The sequence below is a fragment of the Rhodococcus sp. NPDC078407 genome (genome assembly GCF_044542515.1).
In the GTDB taxonomy this organism is placed as follows: domain Bacteria; phylum Actinomycetota; class Actinomycetes; order Mycobacteriales; family Mycobacteriaceae; genus Rhodococcoides.
In genome coordinates this window covers 183341-208644 of the sequence record NZ_JBITUQ010000001.1, presented here as the reverse complement: position 1 = coordinate 208644, position 25304 = coordinate 183341, and the positions used below count along the sequence as shown (strand labels likewise).

24 protein-coding genes are annotated in these 25304 nt (G+C 64.3%); 10 read left to right on the top strand and 14 right to left on the bottom strand.

All coding sequences use genetic code 11. From position 1 onward, the window contains the following. Positions 1-30: 30 nt before the first annotated feature. A complete protein-coding gene (gene sucB / locus ACIGGF_RS00955; RefSeq protein ID WP_397519579.1) occupies positions 31-1842 on the bottom strand; it encodes a 2-oxoglutarate dehydrogenase, E2 component, dihydrolipoamide succinyltransferase in 1812 nt (603 codons plus the stop codon). Positions 1843-2220: 378 nt separating this feature from the next. Between sucB and ACIGGF_RS00950 the strand changes: the two genes are divergently transcribed. Next, complete coding sequence (locus ACIGGF_RS00950) at positions 2221-2562, top strand: oxidoreductase (RefSeq protein WP_397519578.1); 342 nt, start codon at positions 2221-2223, stop codon at positions 2560-2562. Between the two features lie 46 nt (positions 2563-2608). Here the strand turns inward: ACIGGF_RS00950 and ACIGGF_RS00945 are convergent, their stop codons facing one another. Further along, complete coding sequence (locus ACIGGF_RS00945; RefSeq protein WP_397519577.1) at positions 2609-4132, bottom strand: leucyl aminopeptidase; 1524 nt, start codon at positions 4130-4132, stop codon at positions 2609-2611. A 129-nt stretch (positions 4133-4261) separates the two neighbouring features. Between ACIGGF_RS00945 and gcvT the strand changes: the two genes are divergently transcribed. Together gcvT and ACIGGF_RS00935 are read left to right on the top strand one after the other, a co-directional pair. Continuing rightward, complete coding sequence (gene gcvT, locus ACIGGF_RS00940) at positions 4262-5362, top strand: glycine cleavage system aminomethyltransferase GcvT (RefSeq protein ID WP_397519576.1); 1101 nt, start codon at positions 4262-4264, stop codon at positions 5360-5362. A 41-nt stretch (positions 5363-5403) separates the two neighbouring features. Beyond that, a complete protein-coding gene (locus ACIGGF_RS00935) occupies positions 5404-6507 on the top strand; it encodes a branched-chain amino acid aminotransferase (protein WP_397519575.1) in 1104 nt (367 codons plus the stop codon). On the opposite strand, the gene ACIGGF_RS00930 is transcribed toward ACIGGF_RS00935, so the two are convergent. From ACIGGF_RS00930 to ACIGGF_RS00915, 4 genes are read right to left on the bottom strand one after another with little or no spacing between them, the layout of a single operon-like run. After that, a complete protein-coding gene (locus ACIGGF_RS00930; RefSeq protein WP_397519574.1) occupies positions 6504-7265 on the bottom strand; it encodes an adenosylcobinamide-GDP ribazoletransferase in 762 nt (253 codons plus the stop codon). The two genes, ACIGGF_RS00935 and ACIGGF_RS00930, sit on opposite strands and share 4 nt — an antisense overlap. A gap of 2 nt (positions 7266-7267) precedes the next feature. Further along, positions 7268-8413, bottom strand: coding sequence for a nicotinate-nucleotide--dimethylbenzimidazole phosphoribosyltransferase (gene cobT, locus ACIGGF_RS00925; RefSeq protein ID WP_397519573.1), 1146 nt, complete (start codon positions 8411-8413; stop codon positions 7268-7270). Then, positions 8410-8979, bottom strand: coding sequence for a bifunctional adenosylcobinamide kinase/adenosylcobinamide-phosphate guanylyltransferase (gene cobU / locus ACIGGF_RS00920; protein ID WP_397519572.1), 570 nt, complete (start codon positions 8977-8979; stop codon positions 8410-8412). Before cobU ends, cobT begins: the two co-directional genes overlap by 4 nt. 5 nt (positions 8980-8984) lie before the next feature. After that, positions 8985-9644 carry a DUF3043 domain-containing protein gene (locus tag ACIGGF_RS00915; protein WP_397519571.1) on the bottom strand — a complete coding sequence of 220 codons (660 nt, stop codon included), beginning with the start codon at positions 9642-9644 and terminating at the stop codon, positions 8985-8987. Positions 9645-9744: 100 nt separating this feature from the next. Between ACIGGF_RS00915 and ACIGGF_RS00910 the strand changes: the two genes are divergently transcribed. The 3 genes from ACIGGF_RS00910 (at position 9745) to ACIGGF_RS00900 (ending at position 12329) form a co-directional block, all read left to right on the top strand. After that, positions 9745-10818, top strand: coding sequence for a glycerate kinase (locus tag ACIGGF_RS00910; RefSeq protein WP_397519570.1), 1074 nt, complete (start codon positions 9745-9747; stop codon positions 10816-10818). Positions 10819-10884: 66 nt separating this feature from the next. Further along, positions 10885-11250: a HesB/IscA family protein gene (locus tag ACIGGF_RS00905; RefSeq protein WP_397519569.1), complete on the top strand. Its 366-nt coding sequence runs from the start codon at positions 10885-10887 to the stop codon at positions 11248-11250. A gap of 104 nt (positions 11251-11354) precedes the next feature. Then, the gene (locus ACIGGF_RS00900) at positions 11355-12329 is read left to right on the top strand and encodes a carbohydrate kinase family protein (protein WP_397519568.1); all 975 of its coding nucleotides are present in this window, start codon (positions 11355-11357) and stop codon (positions 12327-12329) included. A gap of 92 nt (positions 12330-12421) precedes the next feature. On the opposite strand, the gene asnB is transcribed toward ACIGGF_RS00900, so the two are convergent. Further along, complete coding sequence (asnB, locus tag ACIGGF_RS00895; protein ID WP_397519567.1) at positions 12422-14350, bottom strand: asparagine synthase (glutamine-hydrolyzing); 1929 nt, start codon at positions 14348-14350, stop codon at positions 12422-12424. 267 nt (positions 14351-14617) lie between these two features. Here asnB and ACIGGF_RS00890 point away from each other — a divergent pair, with 267 nt between their 5' ends. Together ACIGGF_RS00890 and ACIGGF_RS00885 are read left to right on the top strand one after the other, a co-directional pair. Further along, positions 14618-15697 carry a cytochrome c oxidase subunit II gene (locus ACIGGF_RS00890; protein WP_397519838.1) on the top strand — a complete coding sequence of 360 codons (1080 nt, stop codon included), beginning with the start codon at positions 14618-14620 and terminating at the stop codon, positions 15695-15697. Between the two features lie 18 nt (positions 15698-15715). Next, positions 15716-16132: a cytochrome c oxidase subunit 4 gene (locus tag ACIGGF_RS00885; protein ID WP_397519566.1), complete on the top strand. Its 417-nt coding sequence runs from the start codon at positions 15716-15718 to the stop codon at positions 16130-16132. 264 nt (positions 16133-16396) lie between these two features. On the opposite strand, the gene ACIGGF_RS00880 is transcribed toward ACIGGF_RS00885, so the two are convergent. From ACIGGF_RS00880 to ACIGGF_RS00860, 5 genes are all read right to left on the bottom strand, one after another. After that, positions 16397-16660 carry a helix-turn-helix domain-containing protein gene (locus tag ACIGGF_RS00880; protein WP_397519565.1) on the bottom strand — a complete coding sequence of 88 codons (264 nt, stop codon included), beginning with the start codon at positions 16658-16660 and terminating at the stop codon, positions 16397-16399. 220 nt (positions 16661-16880) lie between these two features. Further along, the gene (locus ACIGGF_RS00875; protein WP_397519564.1) at positions 16881-18671 is read right to left on the bottom strand and encodes a cytochrome bc complex cytochrome b subunit; all 1791 of its coding nucleotides are present in this window, start codon (positions 18669-18671) and stop codon (positions 16881-16883) included. Next, complete coding sequence (locus tag ACIGGF_RS00870) at positions 18668-19879, bottom strand: ubiquinol-cytochrome c reductase iron-sulfur subunit (protein WP_397519563.1); 1212 nt, start codon at positions 19877-19879, stop codon at positions 18668-18670. The genes ACIGGF_RS00875 and ACIGGF_RS00870 overlap by 4 nt, the downstream gene beginning before the upstream one ends. Continuing rightward, positions 19876-20724, bottom strand: coding sequence for a c-type cytochrome (locus tag ACIGGF_RS00865; protein ID WP_397519562.1), 849 nt, complete (start codon positions 20722-20724; stop codon positions 19876-19878). The genes ACIGGF_RS00870 and ACIGGF_RS00865 overlap by 4 nt, the downstream gene beginning before the upstream one ends. An 83-nt stretch (positions 20725-20807) precedes the next feature. Beyond that, positions 20808-21419 (bottom strand): heme-copper oxidase subunit III, encoded by a 612-nt coding sequence (locus ACIGGF_RS00860; RefSeq protein ID WP_397519561.1) that lies wholly within the window; start codon positions 21417-21419, stop codon positions 20808-20810. A 151-nt stretch (positions 21420-21570) separates the two neighbouring features. On the opposite strand from ACIGGF_RS00860, the gene ACIGGF_RS00855 reads away from it, so the two are divergent. Together ACIGGF_RS00855 and trpD are read left to right on the top strand one after the other, a co-directional pair. Next, a complete protein-coding gene (locus ACIGGF_RS00855) occupies positions 21571-22047 on the top strand; it encodes a hypothetical protein (protein ID WP_397519560.1) in 477 nt (158 codons plus the stop codon). A 51-nt stretch (positions 22048-22098) separates the two neighbouring features. Continuing rightward, the gene (gene trpD / locus ACIGGF_RS00850; protein WP_397519559.1) at positions 22099-23160 is read left to right on the top strand and encodes an anthranilate phosphoribosyltransferase; all 1062 of its coding nucleotides are present in this window, start codon (positions 22099-22101) and stop codon (positions 23158-23160) included. Between the two features lie 11 nt (positions 23161-23171). Here the strand turns inward: trpD and ACIGGF_RS00845 are convergent, their stop codons facing one another. Continuing rightward, on the bottom strand, positions 23172-23447 hold the full coding sequence (locus tag ACIGGF_RS00845) for an Lrp/AsnC family transcriptional regulator (protein ID WP_397519558.1): 276 nt from the start codon (positions 23445-23447) through the stop codon (positions 23172-23174). Positions 23448-23586: 139 nt separating this feature from the next. After that, a complete protein-coding gene (locus tag ACIGGF_RS00840; RefSeq protein WP_397519557.1) occupies positions 23587-25302 on the bottom strand; it encodes a DEDD exonuclease domain-containing protein in 1716 nt (571 codons plus the stop codon). Positions 25303-25304 lie beyond the last annotated feature (2 nt).

The following is a 25304-nucleotide window of genomic DNA, read 5'->3' as shown; positions in this document are numbered from 1 at the left end:
AATACGTGAGGCGCGCGACTCGCCGGTCGCCTACAGGCCGAGATCGGCCTCGAACGACGCCACTTCGAGACGCTGCTTGATCGTCGTCAGGAAGCGACCCGCGTCGGCCCCGTCCACCAGTCGGTGATCGTAGGTGAGCGGCAGGTAGCACATCGAGCGAACACCGATCGACTCGTTGCCCGAGTCGTCCTTGACGACGACCGGACGCTTGACGATCGCGCCCGTGCCCAGCATCGCCGCCTGCGGCGGAACCAGGATCGGGGTGTCGAACAACGCACCCTGGCTGCCGATGTTGGTGATGGTGAACGTGCCACCGGACAACTCGTCCGGCTTCAGTCCACCCGAACGGGCGCGAGTTGCGATGTCGTTGATCGCCCGAGCCAAACCTGCCAGCGACAGATCGCCTGCGTTGTGGATGACGGGAGAAAGCAGACCCTGCTCGGTGTCCACAGCGATACCGAGGTGGACATCGGCGTGGTACGTGATCTCCTTCGCGTCCTCGTTGATACTTGCGTTGACGTTGGGATGCGCCTTGAGCGCCTCCACGACAGCCTTCGCGAAGAACGGCAAGTACGTGAGGTTGACGCCTTCGTTCTCGGAGAACGTCGCCTTCGCCTTGGCACGCAGACCGGCGATCTTCGTGACATCGACCTCGAAGGTCTGCGTCAGCTGTGCAGAAGTCTGCAGCGACTCACGCGTCTTCTTCGCGGTGATCTGACGAATTCGGTTGATCTTCTGCGTGGTGCCGCGAAGATGCGCGAGTTCCGGGCGAACACCGGCCGTGGCGGGCTTTGCCGCAGCGGCGGGCGCAGCGGCGGACTCGGCCGCAGCGGGAGCGGCAGGGGCCTTCTTGGCCTCTGCTGCGGCGAGCACGTCCTGCTTACGGATACGTCCACCGACACCCGTGCCCTTGACCGACGACAGGTCGACGTCGTTGTCCGACGCCAACTTTCGGACCAGGGGAGTGACGTACGGGCTCGAATCGCCCGACGACGCCGGCTCCTTGGCGGGAGCAGCCTTGGGGGCCTCCTGCTTCGGTGCTTCTTGCTTCGGCTCGGCCTTCGGTGCTTCTTGCTTCGGCTCGGCCTTCGGAGCTTCCTGCTTGGGCTCTTCCTTCTTCGGGGCCTCGGGCTCCGGGGTGGCCTCGGGCTCGGGGGCCTTCTCGGCCGGCGAACCGGATCCGATGACGGCCAGCTGACCACCGACGGCCACGGTGTCGTCTTCCTCGGCCGAAATCTCCAGCAAGGTTCCGGCGACCGGAGACGGGATCTCGGTGTCGACCTTGTCGGTGGACACCTCGAGCAGCGGCTCGTCCACGGCAACTTCGTCGCCGACAGCCTTGAGCCAACGGGTCACGGTTCCCTCGGTGACGGACTCACCCAGTTCGGGCATCGTGACCGGCGTGCCGGATCCCGAGGAGTCGGACGATCCCGACGTGTCGGACGATGCACTTGCCGCGGGTGCCTCTTCCTCGGCCTGCGGCTCCGGCTCGGCTGCGGGAGTGGGCTCCTCGGCAGGCTCCTCGGGCGCAGCTTCCTCGGCGGGTGCCGACTCTTCGGCGGGCGCAGAATCCTCGGCCGGCGCGTCGGACGAGGAGTCCTCGTCAGCGTCACCGATCTGGGCAAGCTCGCCGCCGATCTCGACGGTGTCGTCTTCCTGGGCGACGATCTTGGTCAGAACACCGGCAGCAGGCGACGGGATCTCGGTATCGACCTTGTCCGTGGAGACTTCGAGCAATGGCTCGTCGACTTCGACGGTGTCGCCTTCTTGTTTGAGCCACCTCGTGACAGTTCCCTCGGTGACACTCTCACCGAGAGCTGGCATCTGGACGGAGAAGGCCATGTCTGTTGACTCCTCGACAGTTGTATGCGGGTGATGTGGTTCTTACGACTTGTGGTCGCAGACCATTGTGCTGGCGGAACAGGGTTCATGGACGAGAGTTGCGTGATTCGGTTCGACGGAGACGCCGGTGCACCGGATACCGATCGAGCGTGTTCGGCTCGATGCAGCGCCCACGTCGACACTCCCTCTCGGCAATTCACTCACTCACTTCACGAGCCTTGGTTCTCTATCAAGAGAGATGAACCCTCTACAGCCATCCTTCCATTGATAGCGCCTCGCCGTTCCCCTAGGGCACACAACACGCCTGGCAAACTGACGGGTAACAACATTTCCGGTTGCAACGCCGGTAATCCACAGCCGTACGAAAGGGATGTTCTCGTGGGATTGTTCGATCGACTCAAACGACGCGGCGGGACCGCCAAAGGGGGTCCGGAGGGGTCGGTCGCCCAGTACCTGGCCGATTGGACGGCCGCCCGCATCGGCGTGGAGGCCTACGTGGAGCCGAAAACGACCGTGACCCCGCTGACCGTGGTGCTCGTCGCGAACGACGGCGAATGGACCCGGCGACCACTCGATGAAAAATATGCACGAAAGATCGCACCCGACCTGAAGATTCCGGTGTACGACGTGCGCAAGACCGGTTATCCCCAACGAATGCGCGATCACGACGCGCGCAAGAAGATCCTCGACAAGCGCGAACAGCAGCAGCGCGACGAGTGATCGAAGTCCGTGCACACGAAAGTCGCGTGTGCACGGACTTCCGCGATCAGCCGTTCTCGACGATGTCCTCGAGGACTGCGAACATCGTCCGCACGGGAACTCCGGTGCCGCCCTTACCGGTGTAACCGAAAGGACCTCCCGTGTTGTACGCCGGGCCCGCGACATCGATGTGAGCCCATTCGACGCCGTCGGCGACGAATTCCTTCAGGAACAGGGCAGCGGCCAACATTCCGCCGGCCCGGCCGTTGGTGACGTTGGCGAGATCGGCCACCTTCGAGTCGAGCTCGCGTCGAATCTCCTTCGGTAGCGGCATGGCCCAGCCATTTTCACCGATCGCGCGCGAGATCGCAGCGACTCGGTCGCGAAAATCGTCGGTACCCATCACGCCGGGGGTCCTGTTTCCGAGCGCCACCACCTGAGCACCGGTGAGTGTGGCGGTGTCGATGAGGTAGTCCGGCTCGTCCTCGCAGGCACGCACGATCGCGTCGGCCAGTACGAGCCGGCCCTCTGCGTCGGTATTGATGACTTCGACGGTGATGCCGCCGTACTGGGTCAACACATCACCGGGACGCTGTGCGGTGCCCGACGGCATGTTCTCCGCCATGGGCACCGTTGCGATCACGTCGAGTGGCAACCCGACCTTCGCGGCGAGGATCACCGTCGCGATCACGGCAGCCGCACCGCCCATGTCCGAGGTCATGTTCTCCATGCCTGCAGCGGGTTTGATCGAGATACCGCCGGTGTCGAAGGTGATTCCCTTGCCCACCAAGGCAACCTTCTTGGCACCGCGCTTGCCGCCCGCGTGGGTCAGGCGAACCAGGCGCGGGAGCCGCGAAGATCCCTTGCCGACGCCGTGAATGCCGCCGTAGCCACCCTTTTCCAACGCCTTGTCGTCGAGAATCTCGACCTTCAGCCCTACCGCAGTGCCGAGCACCTTCGCGCGGTCCGCGAACTCCTCCGGATACAGGTGGCTCGGTGGGGTGTTGACGAAATCGCGTGCGACAGCGACAGATTCGGCAATCGCGACGGATCGTGCCAGCTCGTTCTTGGCATCTTTGGAGCGAGCGTCGCCGACGAGCAACTCGACGCGGGCGAGTGGAAGAGCATCGGATTTCGGTGCGGAGAGCGCGGACTTGAACTCGGTGAACTGGTACGCGCCGAGGAAGAACCCTTCGGCGGCCGCTCCCAGATCGAGTGCGGACAGCGTCGTCGCGACCGTGTCGCATCCCTTCAGCGAGCGTGCCGCGGTGCCGGCCGACTGCCGAATTCGTTCGCTGTCGATGTCGGCCGCGTTCCCCAAGCCCACTGCCAGGACGCTCGACACGTCGAGGCCGGACGGAGCGGGGACGCGAACCAGCTCGTCGGCTTTGCCGGTGGCACCGACGGATTCGAAAGCGTCGAGGAGTTCGGCGGCAATGGCGTCGTCGGAGATGTCGTCGGCGATGGCGAGCTCGAGGCCGTCGTCACTCGTACTCAGTGCGACGACGAGAACGTCGACTTTCTTGTCGAGCTTGCCCGCGAGGACCAGGTCGGGTCCGAGAGTGCGGGAAGGCGTCGAGGATGAAGGCACGTGGCTGCTCCTGTAGGGGTTGACGTGTAGGTAGCTCGATCCTAGTGACGACCCGTGGTGCAGCGGACCGTGGGACGAACTCGGTCCGCAGGGCCCGAACGAGCCCTGAAGTGAGCTAGCGTGACCGCCATGACCGACACCGACCTGATCGAAGGACCGCTGCACGCCGTACATACCGAATTGGGTGCGACCTTTGCACCTTTCGGCGGTTGGACCATGCCGGTGTCGTATGCCGGTGTGGTTGTCGAGCACACCGCCGTGCGGGAAACCGTGGGCCTGTTCGACGTCGGTCACCTGGGCAAAGCGTCGGTCACCGGGCCCGGCGCGGCTGCGTTCGTGAACTCCGTTCTGACCAACGACCTGGGCCGGATCGAGCCGGGTAAAGCGCAGTACACACTGTGTTGCACCGAATCCGGCGGGGTCGTCGACGACCTCATCGCGTACTACGTCTCCGAAGAAGACGTCTTCCTGATACCGAACGCAGCCAACACCGCAGCCGTCGTCGCAGCGATGGCCGAGCAGGCACCCGAGGGTGTGTCGGTGGTGAACCGACACCGGGAGTTCGGAGTGTTGGCCGTGCAGGGGCCCAAAGCGGCCGAGGTGCTACAGGAACTGGGCCTGCCGACCGATATGGATTACATGGCGTTCGAGGACGCTACTTGGGACTCGGTAGCTGTGCGGGTGTGCCGAACCGGGTACACCGGCGAACACGGATACGAACTGGTTCCAGCGGCGGCAGATGTGGACGCTCTCTTTCGTGCCCTGCTGGCCGCGGTGCGGTCTCGTGGGGGACAGGTGTGCGGACTGGGAGCGCGCGACACTCTGCGCACCGAAATGGGATACCCGCTGCACGGACACGAACTCTCACTGGACATCTCGCCGCTACAAGCTCGGTGCGGCTGGGCGATCGGGTGGAAGAAGGACACATTCTGGGGCAAGGAGGCGCTGACTGCAGAAAAGGCCGGCGGCCCGGCACGAACGCTGCGTGGTCTGAAGGCTCTCGACCGCGGTGTACTCCGCCCCGGCCTCACCGTTCGACTGTCCGGTGAAGACATCGGCACGACGACCTCCGGAACTTTCTCGCCGTCACTGAAGGTGGGTATCGCGCTGGCAATGCTCGACGCCGAGGCACCCCTGGCGGTGGGCGCCGAGGTCGAGGTCGACGTTCGTGGGCGAGCGCTGCGATGCGAAGTGGTCGCACCGCCGTTCGTTGCGGCGAAGACCAGATGACCGCGCGAGAGCTCGGTAGCGGTGACGATAGGATCTCCGGCATGACAGGTGTTTCCGAGTTCAGGTACGTGCAGCATCCCTCTCCCGCCACCCCCGCGGCGCGTGACGCGGTGCTCGCTGCACCCGGATTCGGAAAGCACTTCACCGATCACATGGTGTACATCGATTACACCGGTGAGGATGGATGGCACGACGCGACCATCGCGCCGTACGGTCCGATCGAACTCGACCCGGCGGCGATGGTGCTGCACTACGGCCAGGCCATCTTCGAGGGACTGAAAATCTACCGTCAGCCGAACGGCGATCTGTCGACCTTCCGGGTGCACTCCAATGCCGAGCGCTTCCGGTCCTCGGCCCGCCGTCTGGCGATGCCCGAGTTGCCGGACGAGCTGTTCATCGGATCTATCGAAAAGCTCCTCGAGCTCGACCACGATTGGGTTCCCGCGGCAGGCGGCGAAGACGCGCTGTATGTGCGGCCCTACATGTTCTCCACCGAAGCCGGATTGGGTGTGCGGCCCGCCGACACCTACCGCTACATGTTGATCGCCTCGCCTGCTGGCGCGTACTTCCCTAGAGGTGTGAAGCCGGTGAGCGTCTGGCTGTCCACCGAGTACGTTCGAGCGGCACCGGGTGGGACCGGTGCCGCGAAGTTCGCCGGCAACTACGCCGCGTCACTCCTGGCGCAGGCGCAAGCCAGCGACGAGGGGTGCGACCAGGTTGTCTGGCTCGACGCCACCGAGCGCCGCTTCGTCGAGGAGATGGGCGGGATGAACCTGTTCTTCGTCTTCGGCTCGGGCTCCGACGCGCGCCTGGTGACTCCCTCGCTGTCCGGATCGCTCCTTCCCGGCATCACCCGCGACTCACTGCTGGCCCTGGCGACCGACGCGGGGATACCCGTCGAAGAGCGGCGCATTTCCACCGAGGAGTGGCGCAAGGGTGCCGACTCCGGCGAAATCACCGAGGTGTTCGCCTGCGGCACAGCAGCTGTCATCACACCGGTGGGCAGCGTCAAGTCCACCGAAGGGGCGTTCGAGATCGCCGGCGGCGAGCCCGGTGAGATCACACTCGCACTCCGCGACACACTCACCGGCATTCAGCGTGGAACGTTTGCCGACACGCACGGCTGGATGACGACGCTCCGCTAACTCCCCAGCAGCAGACCGACCGCGGCCAACGCTGTGGTGGTCTCGATTCCGGCTCCGAGGACGTCGCCGGACAGGCCACCGAACCGTCGCACGCAGTGGCGAGTGGCGACCGTCGTGAGCGTCAGGACGGCAGCGACCACCAGCGGTCCCTGCCAGGGGTGGTCGGGTCGTGCGAGCAACGACATCGCCACTGCTGCAACCACCCAAAGAGCCGGTACCACGGTCGACTGGGTGCCTGCGACGAGTGCACCGAAACCGTTCGGCGACGACGCCTCGGTGCCGCGGCGGCAGGCAATCACCACCGACACTCGGCCGATCACCGGCACGAGCGCTACGGCCCACCACAGTTGCTGTTCTGCGAGCTGGCCCACGCCCGCGGCCTGAACTGTCAGGACGAGGGCGATGGCCGCAACCCCGAACGGGCCGGCACTGCCGGACTTCATCACTTCCCTCGCCCGCTCCGGAGGTCCGTAGCACCCCAGTCCGTCTGCGGTGTCGGCCAATCCGTCGACATGCATCCCCCGAGTCAGCAACGCGGCGGCAGCGACTGCGAGCAGGCCACCGAGCAGGGGCGACAGGCCCGACGCAATCGACGCCCACGTGAGGGCGGCCCAGACTCCGCCGAGGGCGAGGCCGACGACCGGAGCGAACGCGATGGCTCGGCCGGCGCTGAGCTTGTCGACATCATCGGGGCCGCGCACCGGAAGCACCGTCAGCCAGGAGAAGGCGAGCAGCAGTCCGTCGGCTTGCTTGCGCACAGTCAGTCGACTTCGGTGCTGCTGTGCTCATCGGTGGTGCTCGGCTCGTCTGCGGTGCTGGGCTCGTCGGTGGTGCTGTGCTCACCGGTGGAGACACCGGAGTCGGCAAAGGTGGCCATCGAATTCAACGCGGCGACGCCCGCACGAACCAGCGGCAGTGCCGCGAGCGCACCCGAGCCTTCGCCCAGCCGCATCTCCAATTCGACGATTGGGTCGAAACGTAAGTGGCGCAACGCAAGTGAATGAGCAGGCTCCGCCGAGCGATGACCGGCAACCCACCACTCCCGGGCCCCGGCCGCGCCGTCCTCCGCCACCAACGCAGCTGCGGTGACGACGAGACCGTCGAGAATGACCGGCGTGCGCCGATGCGCAGCCTGTGCGAGGAATCCGGCGAGTGCTGCGATATCGGCACCGCCCGCAACCCGCAGCAGGTCGAGGGGGTTCTTGGCGACCGGACGCGCTCGGCGCATGGCGTCTCGGACTGCCGCGGTCTTCCTGATCCACCCCGCATCGTCGATTCCGGTCCCGCGACCGACGGCGGCGACCGGTTCGGTATCGGTGAGGGTGGCGATCAATACTGTTGCCGGAGTTGTGTTTCCGATTCCCATGTCGCCCGCGATGAGGAGATCGGCACCGCCGTCGACCTCTTGGTCGGCAATGGCGGCTCCTGCTGCGACGGCGGCTCGCACCTCGTCCTCGCTCGAGGCGTCCTCACGATCGATCGATCCGCTGGACCGTCGAATCTTGAACTCCGACACAGAAGGATCGGTATCGGCGTCGACCGCGATATCCACCACGCGCACCGTGGCACCGGCGATGGCCGCAAGCACGTTGACCGCCGCCCCGCCTGCGCCGATATTTTCGACCATCTGGGCCGTCACCTCGGGAGGGTAGGCAGACACCCCGTGTGCTGCCACGCCGTGATCGCCTGCGAACACGACCACGCGGACCCGCTCGAGCGCCCGCGGCGGGCAGGCATCCTGACAGGACGAAATCCATTCGCCCAGAGTCTCGAGTCGCCCGAGGCTACCGGCGGGCTTGGTGAGTTCCTGCTGGCGGGCCTCGGCGGCCAACCGGGCCGAATCGGACGGAGGAGTCACCGGACGAAACGGCGACACCGCCGATCCATCTTCCGGAAGTTTTGTCACTCTGTGCCTTTCGCGGTGATGAGGTCCGCCGGTGGTTCCTTGAGGGTCAACGCCAGCCCTGCGACGACCAGCAGAACCTTGTCACACACACCCGCGAGCCGGGAATTGAGCAGCCCCAGCTCGTCTCGGAACAGCCGTCCGGAACGGGACTCTGGTACCACGGACAGGCCGACCTCAGGGCTGACGAGCACGAGATCGGACGTACATCTGGCAACTGCCCCCACGAGTTCGTCGACTCGCGGTCCGATCGTGCCGCGCGGACGCTCCCACGCCCCAGCGTCGTCGATCATGCCCGTCAACCACGTCCCGAGATCGTCGACGACGGTAGTGCCGCGCCACGGCTGTGCGACGACCTGGGCGAGCGTCGTGACGGATTCGACTGTGCTCCAGTGAGCAGGCCTCGACGCGCGATGCACGTCTATTCGGCTTTGCCAGTCCTGATCGTCGGCGTTGCGCCGTCCGGTTGCGACATAGCGAACCGGCTCCACGACGGCAAGAGATTCCGCGTGCCCGGATTTGCCGGATCTGGCACCACCGAGCACGAGAGTTCGAGTCGGTTCACCCACCGACGTCAGACGGCGTCGCCGGCACTGACCCGAGGCTTGGGCGCGCGCATCTTACGGATCTGAGACGCACGGACGAAGGCGTACCAACCGATCTTGAAACCACCGTCGGTGGTCTCGGGGAACCGCACCCGGATCCTGTTGTTGATCATCTTGCCGAGATAGATGCCCTCGCCGACCATGAACAGCATCATCACGAACATGCCGAGGGTGACGTACTGCTGCACCTGAGGCTGCAGGAACAGCGCGAAGATCAAGATCAGGGCCAGCGGCATGAAAAGCCCGACGAGATTGCGCCTCGCATCGACGATGTCGCGGACGTACGCACGTACCGGACCCTTGTCGCGAGGAAGGAGGTACTTGTCGTCGCCGGCCAGCATGCGTGCGCGGCGTTCGGCTGCGGCTGCACGGCGCTCGTTGGACGCAGCCTTGCGATCTTCCTTGCTGCCCTTGTTCGCCTTGCGACGTTCGCGTGCCTCTTTGCTGGTCAGCGGCGCGGGAGCTACCGGTCCGCGTCGCCGAGCCTCGGCGTCGCGGCGCTTGGGGGTCGGTCGGCCCTTGCCGAGAGACACCGGAGACGAGGCCTCGTTCACGGACGCAGTCGACTCGGGAGAGTTCGAGTTCTGTTCGTCCGAATTATCGGAGTTTCCACGGCGTAGCAGCTTCACACATCCAGAGTATGGGATGGAGTCTCGATATCGAACACCGGCCAGGTCAGCTCGTGCAGCAGCAGATGCCGGCCGCACGGTGCGGTCCTAGACTCTCGGGATGCGAGTGATGATTGCACCGGATTCGTTCGGAGACACCCTGACCGCCCCCGCCGCGGCCGAGGCCATCGCCAAGGGGTGGGCATCGGTTCGGCAGCAGGACGACGTCGAACTCGCTCCTCAATCCGACGGCGGGCCGGGGTTCGTCGAGGTGTTGGCCTCGCGCATCGGCACGGTGCAGGTTGCCGACGTCGAAGGACCGCTCGGCACCCGTGTTCGAGCCCGCTGGTTGCTCGACGGCACGGCGGCGTACATCGAATCTGCGCAGGCCTGCGGACTGCATCTGATCGACGGTCCGCCGACCCCGTTGTCGGCGGCGAAAGCGAGTACCTACGGCGTCGGGCAACTTCTCGACAAGGCGATCGACAGCGGGGCCCGAACGATCTACGTGGGGCTCGGGGGCAGCAGCTGCACCGACGGCGGTCGTGGACTGATGCGCGCGCTCGGCGGACTGGAATCGGCGGTGGCCCGATTGTCGGGAATCGACCTGGTGGCCGCGTCCGATGTGGAGAATCCGCTGCTGGGCGAGTGGGGCGCAGCCAGGGTGTTCGGACCGCAGAAGGGGGCCGACGCCGAAACGGTCGACCGACTGGAGGAGCTGAACACCGACTGGGCAGGGGTCCTGTCCGCGGCCGGCCACGACGTGGCGAACCGACCGGGTGCAGGGGCGGCCGGTGGTCTCGGCAGTGCATTGTTCGCGCTCGGGGCCACGCAGCAGCCCGGTGCCGTCGTGGTGGCCGAGCGCACGGGACAGCAGGATCTTCTCGACACCGTCGACCTGGTGCTGACCGGCGAGGGGAAGTTCGATTCACAATCGCTGCGCGGAAAGCTGGTGACCAGAATCGCCGCGGCCGGTGGCGCGACCGGTGTCGAGACGATCGTCCTTGCGGGCCAGGTGTCGTTGACGAGGGACGAACTGGCGTCGGCGGGCATCGAGGCCGCACACTCGATCAGCGATTTCGCGGGATCGGTGGAGTTGGCAATGTCCGACGCGGCCAATCAGCTCGAGCTCCTCGCCGCCCATGTCGCCACCAGCGTCGTGGACAGGGACGCGACTGCAAGGCGGCGGGCGTGAGGAATAGAGGCACCGGGAGTACGGTTGAGTAGTTCACGGGTCTTGTACGACTGATAGGGAGAGCCCATGACCGTTTCAAGTGAGACCACATCGACCGAGACCACGGCGCACAAGGTCACCATGACCGAGACCGCATCGGCCAAAGCGAAGGCGTTGCTGGATCAAGAAGGCCGTGACGACCTCGCACTGCGCATTGCTGTGCAGCCGGGCGGCTGCGCCGGGTTGCGTTACCAGCTCTTCTTCGACGACCGAAGCCTCGACGGCGACCTCGCGGTCGACTTCAGCGGGGTAACTCTGGCCGTGGACCGGATGAGCGCTCCCTACGTGGAGGGTGCGTCCATCGACTTCGTGGACACGATCGAGAAGCAGGGCTTCACGATCGACAACCCGAACGCCACGGGTTCGTGCGCGTGCGGCGACTCGTTCAACTGAGCTGACTCGTCCTCGACTGTGACCGATACACGCATGCGTGTATCGGTCACAGTTGTGTCTGCCCGTCGACCAACCAGCATTTCCGATTCGAAAGGCTCTTCTTCGTGACTCTCGCGGTATCCGGCTCGATAGCGACCGACCATCTGATGCGATTCCCTGGAAGGTTCGCCGAGCAGATCGTCGCCGACCAGATATCGAACATCTCGTTGAGCTTTCTGGTGGACGACCTGGTGGTCCGCAAGGGGGGAGTGGGCGGCAACATCGCGTACGCGCTCGGAGTCCTCGGTGGTACACCTTTGCTGGTGGGGGCCGTCGGACCCGACTTCGCCGAATACCGTGGCTGGCTCGAGGAGCACGGTGTCGACTGCAGTGGCGTGAGTGTTTCCGCCACCGCACACACCGCGCGTTTCGTCTGCACCACGGACCAGGACATGGCGCAGATCGCGTCGTTCTATCCCGGTGCCATGAGTGAGGCACGGGATATCTCCATCTCGGCTCTGGCCGCGCAGCGCGAGCTGGATCTGGTTCTGATCGGTGCCAACGACCCCGATGCGATGACAGCGCACACCGCTCAGTGCCGGGCAGCGGGCATCCCCTTCGCGGCCGACCCGTCTCAGCAGCTCGCGCGGCTCGACGCTGCGCAGGCAACGGAGCTGATCGAGGGTGCCGCCTATCTCTTCACCAACGAGTACGAGTGGGCGCTGCTCAAACAGAAGACCGGCATGTCCGAGGCAGACATCGCCGACAAGGTGGACCTACGCGTCACCACGTTGGGCAAGCGCGGTGTCGATATCGTCGCCAAGGGCGGACAGCACACCCATATCGGAGTCGTACCCGAGACGAGCAAGGTGGATCCGACGGGAGTGGGCGACGGATTCCGAGCAGGTTTCCTCACCGCGCACATGGCCGGAGCCAGCATCGAACGCGCCGCGCAACTCGGTTCTCTCGTGGCCGTGCTGATTCTCGAGACCACCGGGACTCAGGAATGGAACCTGAACCGCGACGACGCGATCAAGCGTCTGACCGCGGCCTACGGTGCAGAGGCGAGCGACGAGATCGGTGCCCTGCTACCTGCGTGAGATCGCGTCTCCCTGACCGGGATCAATGTGGCCTTGTTGCAATCTGGGCGACTGGAATCCACATTGATCCCGGGGGAGAAGGGCGTTGCCGATCAGATGTTGACGGGGTAGTCCGGCTCCGCGATCTGCGGCACGATGCGCTTCTCGACGAAAATGCCGTGCCACACCATGAAAATGAGCAGCGTCCACAGCCGACGGCTGTGATCGGACTTGCCGGCGCGGTGATCGTCGAGCATGGCGAGGACTGCAGCCTTGTTCAGCAGATGATCGGTCTGCGAATCGGTGATCTGTTGGCGAGCCCAGTCGAAGAGCTCCGTCCCGCGCAACCAATGGCGGAGCGGCACAGGGAAGCCCAGCTTGGCACGATGCAGTACATGGCCGGGAATGATTCCCTCCAGGGCCTGCCGCAGTGCGTACTTGGTGGTGTGCTTGGTGATCTTCTGCTCCAACGGGAGCTTCTCGGCGACCTTGTAGACCTCCGAGTCCAGGAACGGAACCCGTAGCTCGAGTGAGTTCGCCATGGTGATCTTGTCGGCCTTGACCAGAATGTCACCACGCAACCACGTGAACAGATCCAGATGCTGCATGCGAGCCACCGGATCCCAATTCTGTGATTGTGCATAGATCGGCGCGGTGACGTCCTGATGGGTCCACTCGGGTCGGAACTCACGTAGTACCGACCGCAATTGCGCATCGTTGAAGCTGCGCGCATTGCCGTAGTAGCGCTCCTCGAGGGTCATCGATCCTCGGTGCAGCAAGCTCTTGCCGCGCGTCCCCTCGGGAATGCGATCGCTCAACGACCCGGCCGCGCGTCGAAGGAAGGCGGGAAGCGACTCGAACGGCTTCAACGACAGCGGTTCGCGGTAGATGGTGTACCCGCCGAACAGCTCGTCTGCGCCTTCTCCGGAAAGCACCACCTTGACGTGCTTGCGCGCTTCCTTGGCCACGAAGTACAGCGGGACGAGAGCTGGATCGGCGACCGGATCGTCCAGATACCAGACGATCTCGGGTATGGATGCGGCGAATTCCTCCGGCCCGACGACCTTCACGACGTGGCGGGCACCGATGGCTGCCGCGGACTCCGCTGCCACGTCGACCTCGGAGTAGCCCTCGCGCTCGAATCCGGTGGTGAAGGTGATCAGATCCGGATTGTGCCGGATTGCCAGAGCCGCGATGGCCGTCGAATCGATACCGCCGGAGAGGAACGAGCCGACGGTGACGTCGGCTCGCATGTGCTTGGCCACCGAATCCTCGAGCGCTTCGGCAATTTCCTGGTAGCGGGCCTTCTCGCTGCCGGGAGCGAAGGGCTTCACCGGGAACGTCGGTGTGAAGTACCGGGTGACCTTCGGTGACGTACCGGGGGAGAGGGTGGCGTAGCAACCCGACTCGAGCCGTCTGACGCCTGCGTGCAGCGTCTCCGGTTCCGGGACATACTGCAGCACGGTGTAGTGCTCGATGGCCCGCGGGTCGAGGTCGAGATCGACGCCCAGTAGCTCCATCAACTCGAGAACGCTCTTCTTCTCACTGCCGAATGCGGTTCCGCCCGGGCCCGTGGCGTAGAACAACGGCTTGATGCCGAACGGATCCCGCGCGATAAACATCTCGCGAGTCTCTGTGTCCCAGATCGCGAACGCGAACATTCCGCGCAGACGCTGCACAGCGTCGGCTCCCCAGTAGTGGAATGCCGCGACTATCGACTCACTGTCACCCTCGGTGGCGAACTCGGCACCGTGATCGCGCGCCAGCTCCGCGCGCAGCTCGAGGTAGTTGTAGATCTCGCCGTTGAACACCAGCGCATACCGATCGGGTGAACCCGGAGGCCCCCACCGCATCGGCTGATGCGAATGTTCGATGTCGATGAACGACAATCTGTTGAAGCCGTACACCACGTCGTCGTCGTGCCAGGTACCGCCGGGCTCATCCGGGCCTCGGTGGCGCATGCAGTGGGTCGCCGAACTAACCAGCTCGACGCCGGCGGCTGTGGTTCCGTGAGATGTCAGTACTCCGAGCAGTCCACACACAGCGTCTGCTACCTCTTCTCGCAGTTGGGGACAAAGCAGTTCGGGACAATGCAGTTCGGGACATTGCAGTTCGAAAACAATGCAGGGGCCGCATCTCCGCGTGTCGTCAGCGGGACGGTGGATCAGCAACCGAGTATGCCGCAGACACGCTCGAACGCGGGTAACGACCCGAGGGTGGCTCCGCGTCGGCTTTGGTCTACGCTGCGTAGTACTCGGGCATCTGCATGTGGAAGCCCTTATTCTTCAGTGGTGGGCAATCAGGAAGGCGTGAACGTGGCGCATAGTCGGATCCTTCGGCGAGCGGGGCTGACAGCATTTCTCGGTGTAGCCGCGTTGATGCTGTCGGGCTGTTCCATCAGCAGTGACAACGTACTCAACTTCGGTTTCGCCTCGGGCGTCACTCCGCAGGGACGACGCATCGGCGACCTGTGGACCTGGTCGGTCATCGCCGCCCTGGTCATGGGCATCATCGTGTGGGTCCTGATCTTCTGGGTGGTGCTCTTCCACCGTAAGAAGAAGAGCTCACCGGAGTTCCCGCGCCAGACTGCGTACAACGTGCCGCTCGAGCTGTTCTACACGGCCGTGCCGTTCGTCATCATCGCCGTCCTCTTCTACTTCACGGTCGTCGTGCAGAACTACGTCGACGAAAAGCAGGCCGACCCCGACGTGCAGGTCGACGTCACTGCCTATCAGTGGAACTGGAAGTTCGGATACCGGACCATCGACCTCAAGGACGGTGCCGCCAAGTACGAGGGCACCGACGAAGAGGAGCAGGCAGCCGCGGAGGCAGCCGGCACCCCGACGGAAGGCACCGAAGGTAGCGAGGACGGCGAGTTCGTTCCCGGGCCGATCAACGGGGTGGCCACGCAGGATCTGTCGTACCTGCACTACAACAAGATCGAAACGGTCGGATCCAGCAGCGAGATTCCGGTGCTCGTCCTGCCGACCGGCAAGCGCATCGAATTCGTGCTCGCGTCCTCGGACGTCATTCACGGCTTCTGGGTTCCGGAGTTCTTGTTCAAGCGTGACGTTCTCCCCAACCCCGAGGAGAACCACTCGGACAACGTGTTCCAGATCAGTGAGATCGAACGCGAAGGGTCCTTCGTCGGACGATGCACCGAAATGTGCGGCACCTTCCACTCGATGATGAACTTCGAGGTTCGCGCCGTCTCACCGGAGCGCTTCGAGGAGTACATCGAACTGCGTAAGCCGCTGGCCGAGGGCGGCGAAGCTCTGACCAATGCGCAGGCGCTCGAAGCCATCGGCGAGAGCCCGATCGCGACGAGTACCTCGCCGTTCGAGACCGATCGCACTGTCCGTACCGCCGCTGTCGCCGAAGGCAACTGACCAAGGAAGCATGCTGATATGAAAATCGAAGCCAAGATCTTCGAGATCCTCACTGTGTTCTTCCTGCTGGTGGGCATCGTCTATGCGCTGTTCACAGGACTCAGTCGAACCGGCGTGGAGTGGGCCGGAGTCACCGCGATCTTCCTGTCGGTGGGTCTGACGCTGATTGTGGGCACGTACTTCCGGTTCGTCGCCCGTCGCCTCGACACCCGCCCCGAGGACTTCGACGATGCAGAGGTCAGCGACGGTGCCGGCGATCTGGGGTTCTTCAGCCCCGGTAGCTTCTGGCCGATCGTGCTCGCCGGTGCCGCGTCGATCACCGCTCTCGGGTTCGCGTTCTTCCAGCCTTGGCTGATCGCGCTGGGAGTCGTGTGCGTCATCGCGGCAGCAGCAGGACTGGTCTTCGAGTACCACCTCGGAGCCGAGCGGCACTGATTAACCCGTAGCCGGAAGGGCCCCGGTCGTTCGCGAGAACGACCGGGGCCCTTTTGCTGTGCCCGAGTGAGGGCGCGGGCGTCGGAGGCCGCAGAGGACGTCACGACAGCGCGCGGTAGTCGGAAACGCCGAGCCGAATGCCCCCGGTTGCCCTCAGGCTTGTCAGTGCGCCTAGCCCTGCAAGAGTTGCCTAGCCCTGCAGTGCACACAGCCCTGCAGGGCACCTAGCCCGTCAGGACGCACAGCCCTTGGATGACATCAGCCTCAGGAAGCGTCGGCCTCGGAGTTGATGGAAGTCGAGTCGGCCACGGTATCCAGCGAGATGTTCAGCGCCTCGCACAAGGCAGCAACGGTGAAGAACGCGGGTGTCGGTATTCGCCCGGTTTCGATCTTTCTCAGTGTCTCGACGGAGATGCCGGCCGCGTCAGCAACGTCGGCCATCGTGCGGCTGCCTCGGTAGCGGCGCAGTGCTGCGCCGAGTCTGGCTCCGCGGGCGAGTTCACCGGGCGTGAGGGGAATGCGGACCATTCGCCGATAGTAATACCGGTGCACCGACTCGGTACGCCGCGAGTCCTGAGGGACGACGCGGGCCGGTAGGGAAATCAAGGGAGGCACCCGAGTCCGGGGGAGGGGAGGGGTGCAGAGCCCTGGGAGACCGGTGGGTATCTATTCGACTCGGACGTCAGGGGACACGAAGAAGGGCGGCACCGTTGCCGGTGCCGCCCTTCTGTCGATCTTGTATCAGACCTCAGCGGTCACGATCGTTGTCCTGACGACCCGATGAGATGGCGGCGTCCTCGTGACCATTGCCGTTCGAGTGGCCGTTGCCGTTGGCATGGCCGTTGCCGTTGCCATGACCGTTGCCGTTCGAGTGGCCGTTCCCGTTGGTGTGACCATTGCCGTTGGCATGACCGTTCGATCCGGTGCCGATAACGCCCGCCTGGTAGTTGCGGAGCATTGCGAGCTGATCGTGCTCGCCCTTGTGCAAGGCATCTTCGAGAGCCTTGCTCTGCGCAACCGGGTCCGGAGTGAACAGCGATCCGGATCCGGGCTTGCCGGCGGAACCGAGCTTGTTCATCTTCTTCGGTACAGCAGCACCCTGGTAGGCGAGGGGGATCGGATGACCGTGATCGTCCACCGGGCCGAGCGGCTGGTGGATCTCGACATACTGACCGTGCGGCAGACGCTTGATGATTCCGGTTTCGATTCCGTGATCGAGCACCGCCCTGTCACTGCGCTGCAAGCCGACACAGAACCGGTACGCGATGAAGTACGCGAGCGGAGGCATCGTGAGGATTCCGATACGTCCGATCCAGGTCATGGCGTTGAGGGAGATGTCGAACTTGTACGCGATGAGGTCGTTGACGCACGAGAGCGTGAGAATGACGTAGAACGTCAGTGCCATCGCGCCGATCGCAGTGCGGACAGGAACGTCGCGGGGACGCTGAAGCAGGTTGTGATGTGCGGTGTCCCCGGTCAAACGCTTTTCGATCCACGGGTAGGCGATCATCACGGTGAAGACGAGACCCATGATCACAGCGACCCAGAACACGGCTGGGATGGTGTAGCGCCCGGCGATGTATATCTCCCACGCCGGCCACAGTCGTGCCATTCCGTCGGTCCACATCAGATAGAAGTCGGGCTGGACGCCTGCCGACACCTGCGAGGGGTTGTACGGACCGAGGTTCCAGATCGGATTGACCTGGACCAGACCGCCCATTGCTGCCAGCACACCGAACGTGATGGCGAAGAACGCGCCGGACTTGACCGCGAAGACGGGGAGGATACGAACGCCGACGACGTTCTGCTCCGTGCGGCCGGGTCCGGGGAACTGCGTGTGCTTCTGGTACCAGACCAGAGCCAGGTGAGCTGCGATCAGAGCCAAGATGATGGCCGGAAGCAGCAGCACGTGTGCGACGTACAGGCGGGGAATGATGATCGTTCCGGGGAAGTCACCGTCGAAGATCAACCAGTGCATCCAGGTACCGATGATCGGGATGCTCATCGTGATGCCACCGAGAGCGGCGCGCAGACCCGTGCCGGACAGCAGGTCGTCGGGAAGCGAGTATCCGAAGAAGCCCTCGAACATGGCCAGGATCAGCAGCAAGCAACCGATGACCCAGTTGGCCTCACGCGGACGACGGAAGGCACCGGTGAAGAAGATGCGCATCATGTGCACGATGATCGATGCGGCGAACATCAGCGCTGCCCAGTGGTGGATCTGGCGCATGAACAATCCGCCACGGACCTCGAAGCTGATGTCGAGGGCCGTTGCGTAAGCCTTCGACATCGTCACGCCGTTGAGTGGGGTGTACGCGCCCTGGTAGACGACCTCACTGAGTGACGGATCGAAGAACAGCGTGAGGAACACCCCGGAGATCAGCAGGATCACGAAGCTGTACAGCGCGATCTCACCGAGCAGGAAGGACCAGTGGGTGGGGAATACCTTGTTGATCTGACGCCGCAATCCCGGTGCCAGATGGTAACGACTGTCGACGCCGTCGGCCTGCTTGGCGGCGAGATTTTGCAATGTACTCATGAGTCACGCTCCGGACGACGTTCCCAGAAGGCGGGCCCGAGTGCTTCGGTGAAATCTCCCGAAGCAACGAGGTAACCCTCTTCATTGACAGTGATGGGAAGCTGGGGAAGCGCGCGAGCCGCCGGTCCGAAGATCGGCTTGCCGTACTCGAGCGCGTTGAACTGCGACTGGTGGCAAGGGCACAGGATTCGATTGGTCTGCTGCTCGTACAACGATGTCGGGCAACCCAGGTGCGTGCAGATCTTGGAGTAAGCGAAGTAATCGCCGTAGTTGAAGCTTTCTTGGCCCTTGCGCTTGACGACCGTATTGGCATCGTCGGAGCGCAAGCGGATGAGCATGACTGCGTTACGAACTCCTCGCAGTGAAACGAGTAGCTCGTGCTCGCTTTCTCGGTCCGCTTCGCGGAACGGGAAGACAGTTTCCATGGCACCTGCGTCCAAGTCTTCTGGCCGAACGAGAACGACGTCTTCCGGGCGCCCGGTGTCTCGTCGGAGATAGATGGTCTCCCCATCGTACCGAGGAGTCCAGCCGGATACCCACAACGGAGAATCTTCGCCCTTGGCCCACGGGTTCTTGATGAGCCCGCCGATGGGAAGAAGAGCCATGACGCCGAGCGCGCCACCACCGAAGTAGAGCGAACGCTTGATCACCTTGCGACGACCGATGGTCGACGTGGAGAGGGAATCGCCCAGTTCTGCCACGAGCGTCTTGCGATCGGTCTCCGACGAACCGCCGTCGTGGCGGTCCTGAATGGAGACCTCTTCGGGGATGAACTTCTTGGTGAACTGCACCGCGCCGACACCGACCGCAAGGATTGCCAGGCCCATCGTTCCGCCGATGAGCGGGGTATACAGCGAGTAGGCCAGGTAGTTCTCTTCACCGATACCCGCGTACTGCCAGGGCCAGAACAGGTAGATGCCGATGAATGCGACGGCGGCGATACCGGCGATGGCGAACCAGATTGCGACACTGCGCTCGGCACGCTTCTCGGCGCGGGTGCCCTCGACAGCCCAACGATTGCGACGGAAGGCGACGTCGACGCCGTCGAGGTTCGTACCGAGTGTGACCAGTTCGTCACGGCTCATCGAAGCAAGTTCTTCGTCGGTGTACTTCTTGTCCGCGTTCACGTTCTCGGCACCGAGCGCATCCTTGCGCCCGGATTCGTCGTCCTTGTTCGCGTCCTTACGGCCGAAATCGCCGTCGGTCATGATCTAGCTCCGATCCACAAAGTTGCTCCGACGACAGCGATGATGCCGATCGTCCAGATTGCGATCATCTCGGTACCGGGACCGAAGCCGCCGATGCTCCAACCGCCTGCGGGCAGTGTCTCGGTGGACGACTTGATGTAGGCGATGATGTCCGACTTCTCTTCCAGCGTGAGCTGTCGATCGGAGAACTTGGGCATGTTCTGAGGGCCCGTGACCATCGCGGTGTAGATCTCCTGCTCGTTCGCAGGTGCGAGCGGGGGAGCGAACTTGCCGGAAGAGAGGGCTCCGCCGAGGCCGGTGAAGTTGTGGCAGGAAGCGCAGTTGAGGCGGAACAGCTCGCTGCCGCGTCCGATGTCCTCACCGCGCAGGGACTCCTGTGCGATCTCACCGTTCTCGTCGAGCAGCACAGTGGGGCCGCCGCCGTTGGCCTGAATGTAGGCACCGAGTGCGTCGGTCTGCTTGTCGTTGAACTTCGGCGGCTTGCGCAGTGCCTGCGCCTCGTTGCGCACTGCCGGCATCCGTCCACTGTGAACCTGGAAGTACACGGCAGCTTCGCCGACGCCGATGAGGCTCGGTCCGCGATCCTGGACGCCCTGCAGGTTTGCACCGTGGCATGTGACGCATGACGTGTCGTAGAGCTGCTTGCCCTCGCGGATCAGCGCTGCCGACGCGGTATCGGCGGTCGCGACCTGCGGTGTCGGCGTCAGAGCCGAGGCGAGGAATCCCGCGCTCAAGAGGCCCATCATCAGAACGAGGGCACCGGTGATGCGTCGGCGCGTCTTACGCTGCCGTCTCGTCTTGGCGGCGGCCTTGTCGACGGATGCTGCTGGGGGAGATGTACTCATCTTCTATCCCTTGTCGTGTCGGGACGGGCCGAACGTCGGGGGCTGATTCCGTTCGTTCGTTATCTTTGGCGTGCTGACGGTCACTAGCGGATGAAGTAGATCGTTGCGAAGAGGGCAATCCAGACGATGTCGACGAAGTGCCAGTAATACGAGACGACGATGGCCGCAGTGGCCTGAGCGGGCGTGAACTTGCTGACCAGAGTTCTGGTGATCAGGAAGACGAATGCGATGAGCCCGCCGATCACGTGCAGTCCGTGGAAGCCGGTCGTGATGTAGAAGACCGAGCCGTACACGCTGCTCGACAACGTCGTGCCCTCGTGTACGAGGTGGTAGTACTCGTACGCCTGGCCGGCCACGAAGAATGCGCCCATGGCCAGCGTGATGATGTACCAGCGGCGAAGACCGAACACGTCGCCACGTTCGGCGGCGAACACACCCAACTGGCACGTGAACGACGACGCGATCAGCACGGCGGTCACCGGTACGGCCAGGGTGAGGTTCAGCTCGGTCGGCTCCGGCGGCCAGATTCCGTTCGCCTGAGCTCGTGCGACGAAGTACATCGCAAACAGCCCGGCGAAGAACATGAGTTCACTCGACAGCCACACGATCGTGCCGACGCTGACCATATTGGGACGGTTCAGCGAGTGCACGCGTTGGGTGATTGCCGATCCTTGAGTCCCTACTGCGCTCGTCACAGAAAGAAGTATGACCCTTCGTAGTACGGGAGGCATATCCGGGTCCGCTCTTGGCGCGTCGCGGACGAACGATTCCGAGCGCGCCGTTGTTCCCGCCCTGGTAGAGGGGGCCGTACGGGCCGGTAGGGTCCAGTCGTGCAAGGCTGGCCTCATGGCAAAGAGCAGCGAAGGCGGATGGTTTCGGAGGCTGTTCTCGCGGTCGACCGCGGAACGTCTGGACCCCACGCGCGACGATCTGGTGATAGTGGCGAGTTGCTACGACGATGCACAGGCGTGTTCTGCCGTGCTGGACGAGGCAGCACGAACCCCGCCGGTGTGGACGGAGGCGTCGGAGGTGTTGCTTCGCCACCATCTGCTGCTTCCGGCGCACGAGGTGGAGGACGCGGTAGCGGTCGCGGCCCAGGACCACTACGAAGTGGGGCCGACGGTCCAACCGGTGGACAGTGAGGGATACCGCCCGCATGTCGACGACGGCGTTCCGCTGGTTCTCCAGCGCGTGCAGGTGCTCGATGCCCTGCACTGCTCGCAGGAACGATCACGGATGGCCGGCCTCGCCCAACGCCGCGGCGGTGCTGTGCTCGGGTGGGACGCGCTGCAGCCGGCGCAGTCCGACTCGGCCTCTGACTAAGCTTCCACCGCAGCATGTCCGCCAGCCACGGACCGACGAACGGATCCAGCCTTGAACGCACCGACCACAGACGAGCAGCCGCGAACGTGGCGTCGAATCCTCGGCGCGCTGACCACGGGTGCAGACCTGTCCAGTGCCGACACCGGCTGGGCGATGGACGAGATCATGGCCGACAACGCGACAGCTGCGCAGATTGCGGCATTCGGCGTCGCCCTCCGGATGAAGGGTCCGACACCGGCGGAAGTGAGCGGCCTGGCCGAGTCCATGTTGGCGCACGCAGTGTTGGTGGAGACCGATCGCGATGCCGTCGACGTCGTGGGGACCGGCGGTGACGGTGCCGACACCGTCAACATCTCCACCATGGCCGCGATCGTTGTCGCCGCCAGCGGTGTACGGGTGGTCAAACACGGAAACCGTGCCGCGTCGTCCAAGAGCGGTACAACCGATGTGCTCGAAGCGCTGGGTGTCCGGGTGACTCTGGGAGCCGAGGCGGTGGCGTCGACCGTCGAGCAAGTGGGTATCGGGTTCTGCTTCGCGCCGATCCATCATCCCGCTCTTCGCTTCGCCGCGGCACCGCGAAAAGAGATCGGAATCCCTACCGTGTTCAACGTGCTGGGACCGTTGACCAACCCCGGCCGCCCGCGCGCGGGCCTGATCGGTTGCGCTTTCGAGCACTTGGCTCCCGTAATGGCCGACGTGTTCGCGGAGCGGGGCAGCTCGGTGCTGGTCGTCCGGGGAGACGACGGACTGGACGAGATCACTCTCTCCACCACGACAACCGTGCACGTGGTGTCCGGTGGATCGGTGACCGTCGAGTCGATCGATCCACTCGACTACGGAATCGACCGGGCACCCATCGAAGCCCTTCGAGGCGGCGACGCAGAATTCAACGCGGCCGTGGCGCACCGAGTATTCGCCGGCGAACGGGGACCGGCACGCGATGCCGTGCTGCTGAACGCAGCCGCGGCGATATCGGCATATCACGGGGTCTCGGGTGATCTGGCCACCCAGATGAGATCCGGATTGACGACTGCGGCAACAACTTTGGACTCAGGCGGAGCCGCGCGTCTTCTTGCCGACTGGGCTCGCTGCACCACTTCGTTCGCCGACTGACGAACCGCGCCCTACTCGCCGATCGAGAACCCCGCCTCGACGTCTGCGCTCGAATACGACTGGAACGCAATGTGGGTGGTGGTGTTCCGCACTCCACGCACGCGATTGATGTGCTTGGTGATGACCTCGGCGATCGAGGCGTGATCGCGCACTTTCACGATGGCGATCAGATCGACGTCACCGGCGCAGGAATAGACCTCCGACACACCCTCCACATCGGCAACCGCCTGAGCTGCCTCCGGGATCAAGTCGGCCTCGGCGTCGATCAAGACGATGGCGTTGATCATCTGTGCTCCTCACGCATCTCGAGCCCGATACGACGAGCCTCACCCAACCCTAGTTCCGCGGGCTCCACTGGTGTCGCAAGGGTCGTTCCGCGGGCTCCACTCCTGCTTCAAAAGTCGTTCCGCGGGCTCCACTCCTGCTTCAAAAGTCGTTCCGCGGGCTCCACTCCTGCCGCGCGGCTTCTCTCGCCGTTCGACACCAGTCCTCCCACGAACCCGCAGATCGCGCCGGACTGCAGTAACCGCTGCTCGTTCGTACGATGCGAACCCCATCAGTTCGTAACCAGGACGCGATCAGACCGACCTCCTCCGGCGGCGCACCTCGAAGCGGCGTTCGATCGGGAATCACCGTCTCGGCAGATGCGGTGATCGCATCGACAACAGGCATCGGGTGCACCCCACGCGGCGCGACCGCAGCGCCGGCCAGGCGACCGAATCGCACGACGATCAGCTCCCAGCCGCCGTCCGCGGTTCGCCGGGCGGCAACGAGTTCGGCGATAGCGGCGACCGCCGCAGATCGATGCATTCTGCGGAGCGCGTCGACGGTAATTGCGATTCGGTCGCGTAGGCGCGCGGCAGTCTCGTACAGCTCTCTGTCCGCGAGTTCGGACACCCGACTGCGCATGGAGTACAGGATCGCGTCGTCCTGTCCGCACACGAGCGCGAGAAACCGTGTCGGTGCTCCCGCATACTCCTCGGCCGTCAGCGGCCCGGACAGCGACGCTGGACACCCGCCGACGTCGGTCGACGGGCAATCGTCGCCGTGGCGAACCGACCGTGCCAGGCGGCGCGTGCAGGTGCGCAGACGACAGAATTCCGCCACCAGCGCCGACGCCTCCGCGGCGTCACCGCGCACCGAGAACGGTCCGAGGCTGTCGGGTGTGGGCGTGCGAACGATCGACAGGCGTGGAAACGCCTCGTCGGTGAGGGTGATCCACCAGCCCTTCTTGGGGAACTTCGAGCGGCGGTTGTACGGCGGAACGTGCGCGGAGAGCAAGCGCAGTTCTCTGACGCCGGCTTCGAGTGCGTGCGCGCACTCGACGTGGTCGACGCGCGTGGCCAGGGAGACCATTTCCTTCATCCGGCCCCTGGTCTCCGAGCCGGTGAAGTAGTTGCGCACCCGACGCTTGAGGTTGTTGGAGGTGCCGACGTAGAGAACCTCGTCGGACGGGCCGCGGAACAAGTACACGCCGGGCGTACCGGGCAGGTGCGCGGCCAGACCGCGCTTGGCGCGCTGACCGGCCGATATCGCCGGAAGATAGTCGACCAACTCGGCGTAACTGTGTACGCCCTGGTTACCCACCCGTTCGATCAGACCGTGCAGTACGTCCACGGTCGCACGGGCGTCGTCGAGTGCACGGTGCGTGGGTCGGGTGCTCGATCTGAACAGCATGGACAGTGCGGAGAGTTTGACCGACGGTGCCTCGTCGCGCGTGAGAACCCGTCTGGCCAGCTTGACGGTGCACAGCACCTGGAACCGGGGCCACGCGATGTCGAGGCGACTGGCGGCGGCTTTGAGAAATCCTGTGTCGAAGCCGGCATTGTGAGCCACCAGCACCGAGCCTCTGGCGAACTCGAGGAAACCGGGTAGGACACGTTCTATTCGAGGCGCGCCGATCAGCATTGCGGAGGTGATGCCGGTGAGCTCCACGATGTAGGGCGGAATGGATCTGCCCGGATCTACCAGGGTGGCGAATTCCCCGAGAATCTCGCCACCTCGGACCTTGACCGCCCCGATTTCGGTGATGGCTTCGGTGTCCGCGCTGCCGCCGGTGGTTTCCAAATCCACGACGACGAACGTCGTGTCGTGCAGGGGGGTGTCCAGTTCGTCGAACGACAGCTGGATGGGCAGGCTCACTC

Coding starts and splice junctions, on each gene's coding strand:
- ACIGGF_RS00905 (WP_397519569.1), top strand. CDS start 10,885: ATGACCGTTTCAAGTGAGACCACATCGACCGAGACCACGGCGCACAAG.
- sucB (WP_397519579.1), bottom strand. CDS start 1,842: ATGGCCTTCTCCGTCCAGATGCCAGCTCTCGGTGAGAGTGTCACCGAG.
- ACIGGF_RS00875 (WP_397519564.1), bottom strand. CDS start 18,671: ATGAGTACATTGCAAAATCTCGCCGCCAAGCAGGCCGACGGCGTCGAC.
- ACIGGF_RS00870 (WP_397519563.1), bottom strand. CDS start 19,879: ATGACCGACGGCGATTTCGGCCGTAAGGACGCGAACAAGGACGACGAA.
- ACIGGF_RS00845 (WP_397519558.1), bottom strand. CDS start 23,447: ATGATCAACGCCATCGTCTTGATCGACGCCGAGGCCGACTTGATCCCG.
- ACIGGF_RS00880 (WP_397519565.1), bottom strand. CDS start 16,660: ATGGTCCGCATTCCCCTCACGCCCGGTGAACTCGCCCGCGGAGCCAGA.
- ACIGGF_RS00910 (WP_397519570.1), top strand. CDS start 9,745: ATGCGAGTGATGATTGCACCGGATTCGTTCGGAGACACCCTGACCGCC.
- ACIGGF_RS00935 (WP_397519575.1), top strand. CDS start 5,404: ATGACAGGTGTTTCCGAGTTCAGGTACGTGCAGCATCCCTCTCCCGCC.
- ACIGGF_RS00865 (WP_397519562.1), bottom strand. CDS start 20,724: ATGAGTACATCTCCCCCAGCAGCATCCGTCGACAAGGCCGCCGCCAAG.
- gcvT (WP_397519576.1), top strand. CDS start 4,262: ATGACCGACACCGACCTGATCGAAGGACCGCTGCACGCCGTACATACC.
- ACIGGF_RS00885 (WP_397519566.1), top strand. CDS start 15,716: ATGAAAATCGAAGCCAAGATCTTCGAGATCCTCACTGTGTTCTTCCTG.
- ACIGGF_RS00855 (WP_397519560.1), top strand. CDS start 21,571: ATGGCAAAGAGCAGCGAAGGCGGATGGTTTCGGAGGCTGTTCTCGCGG.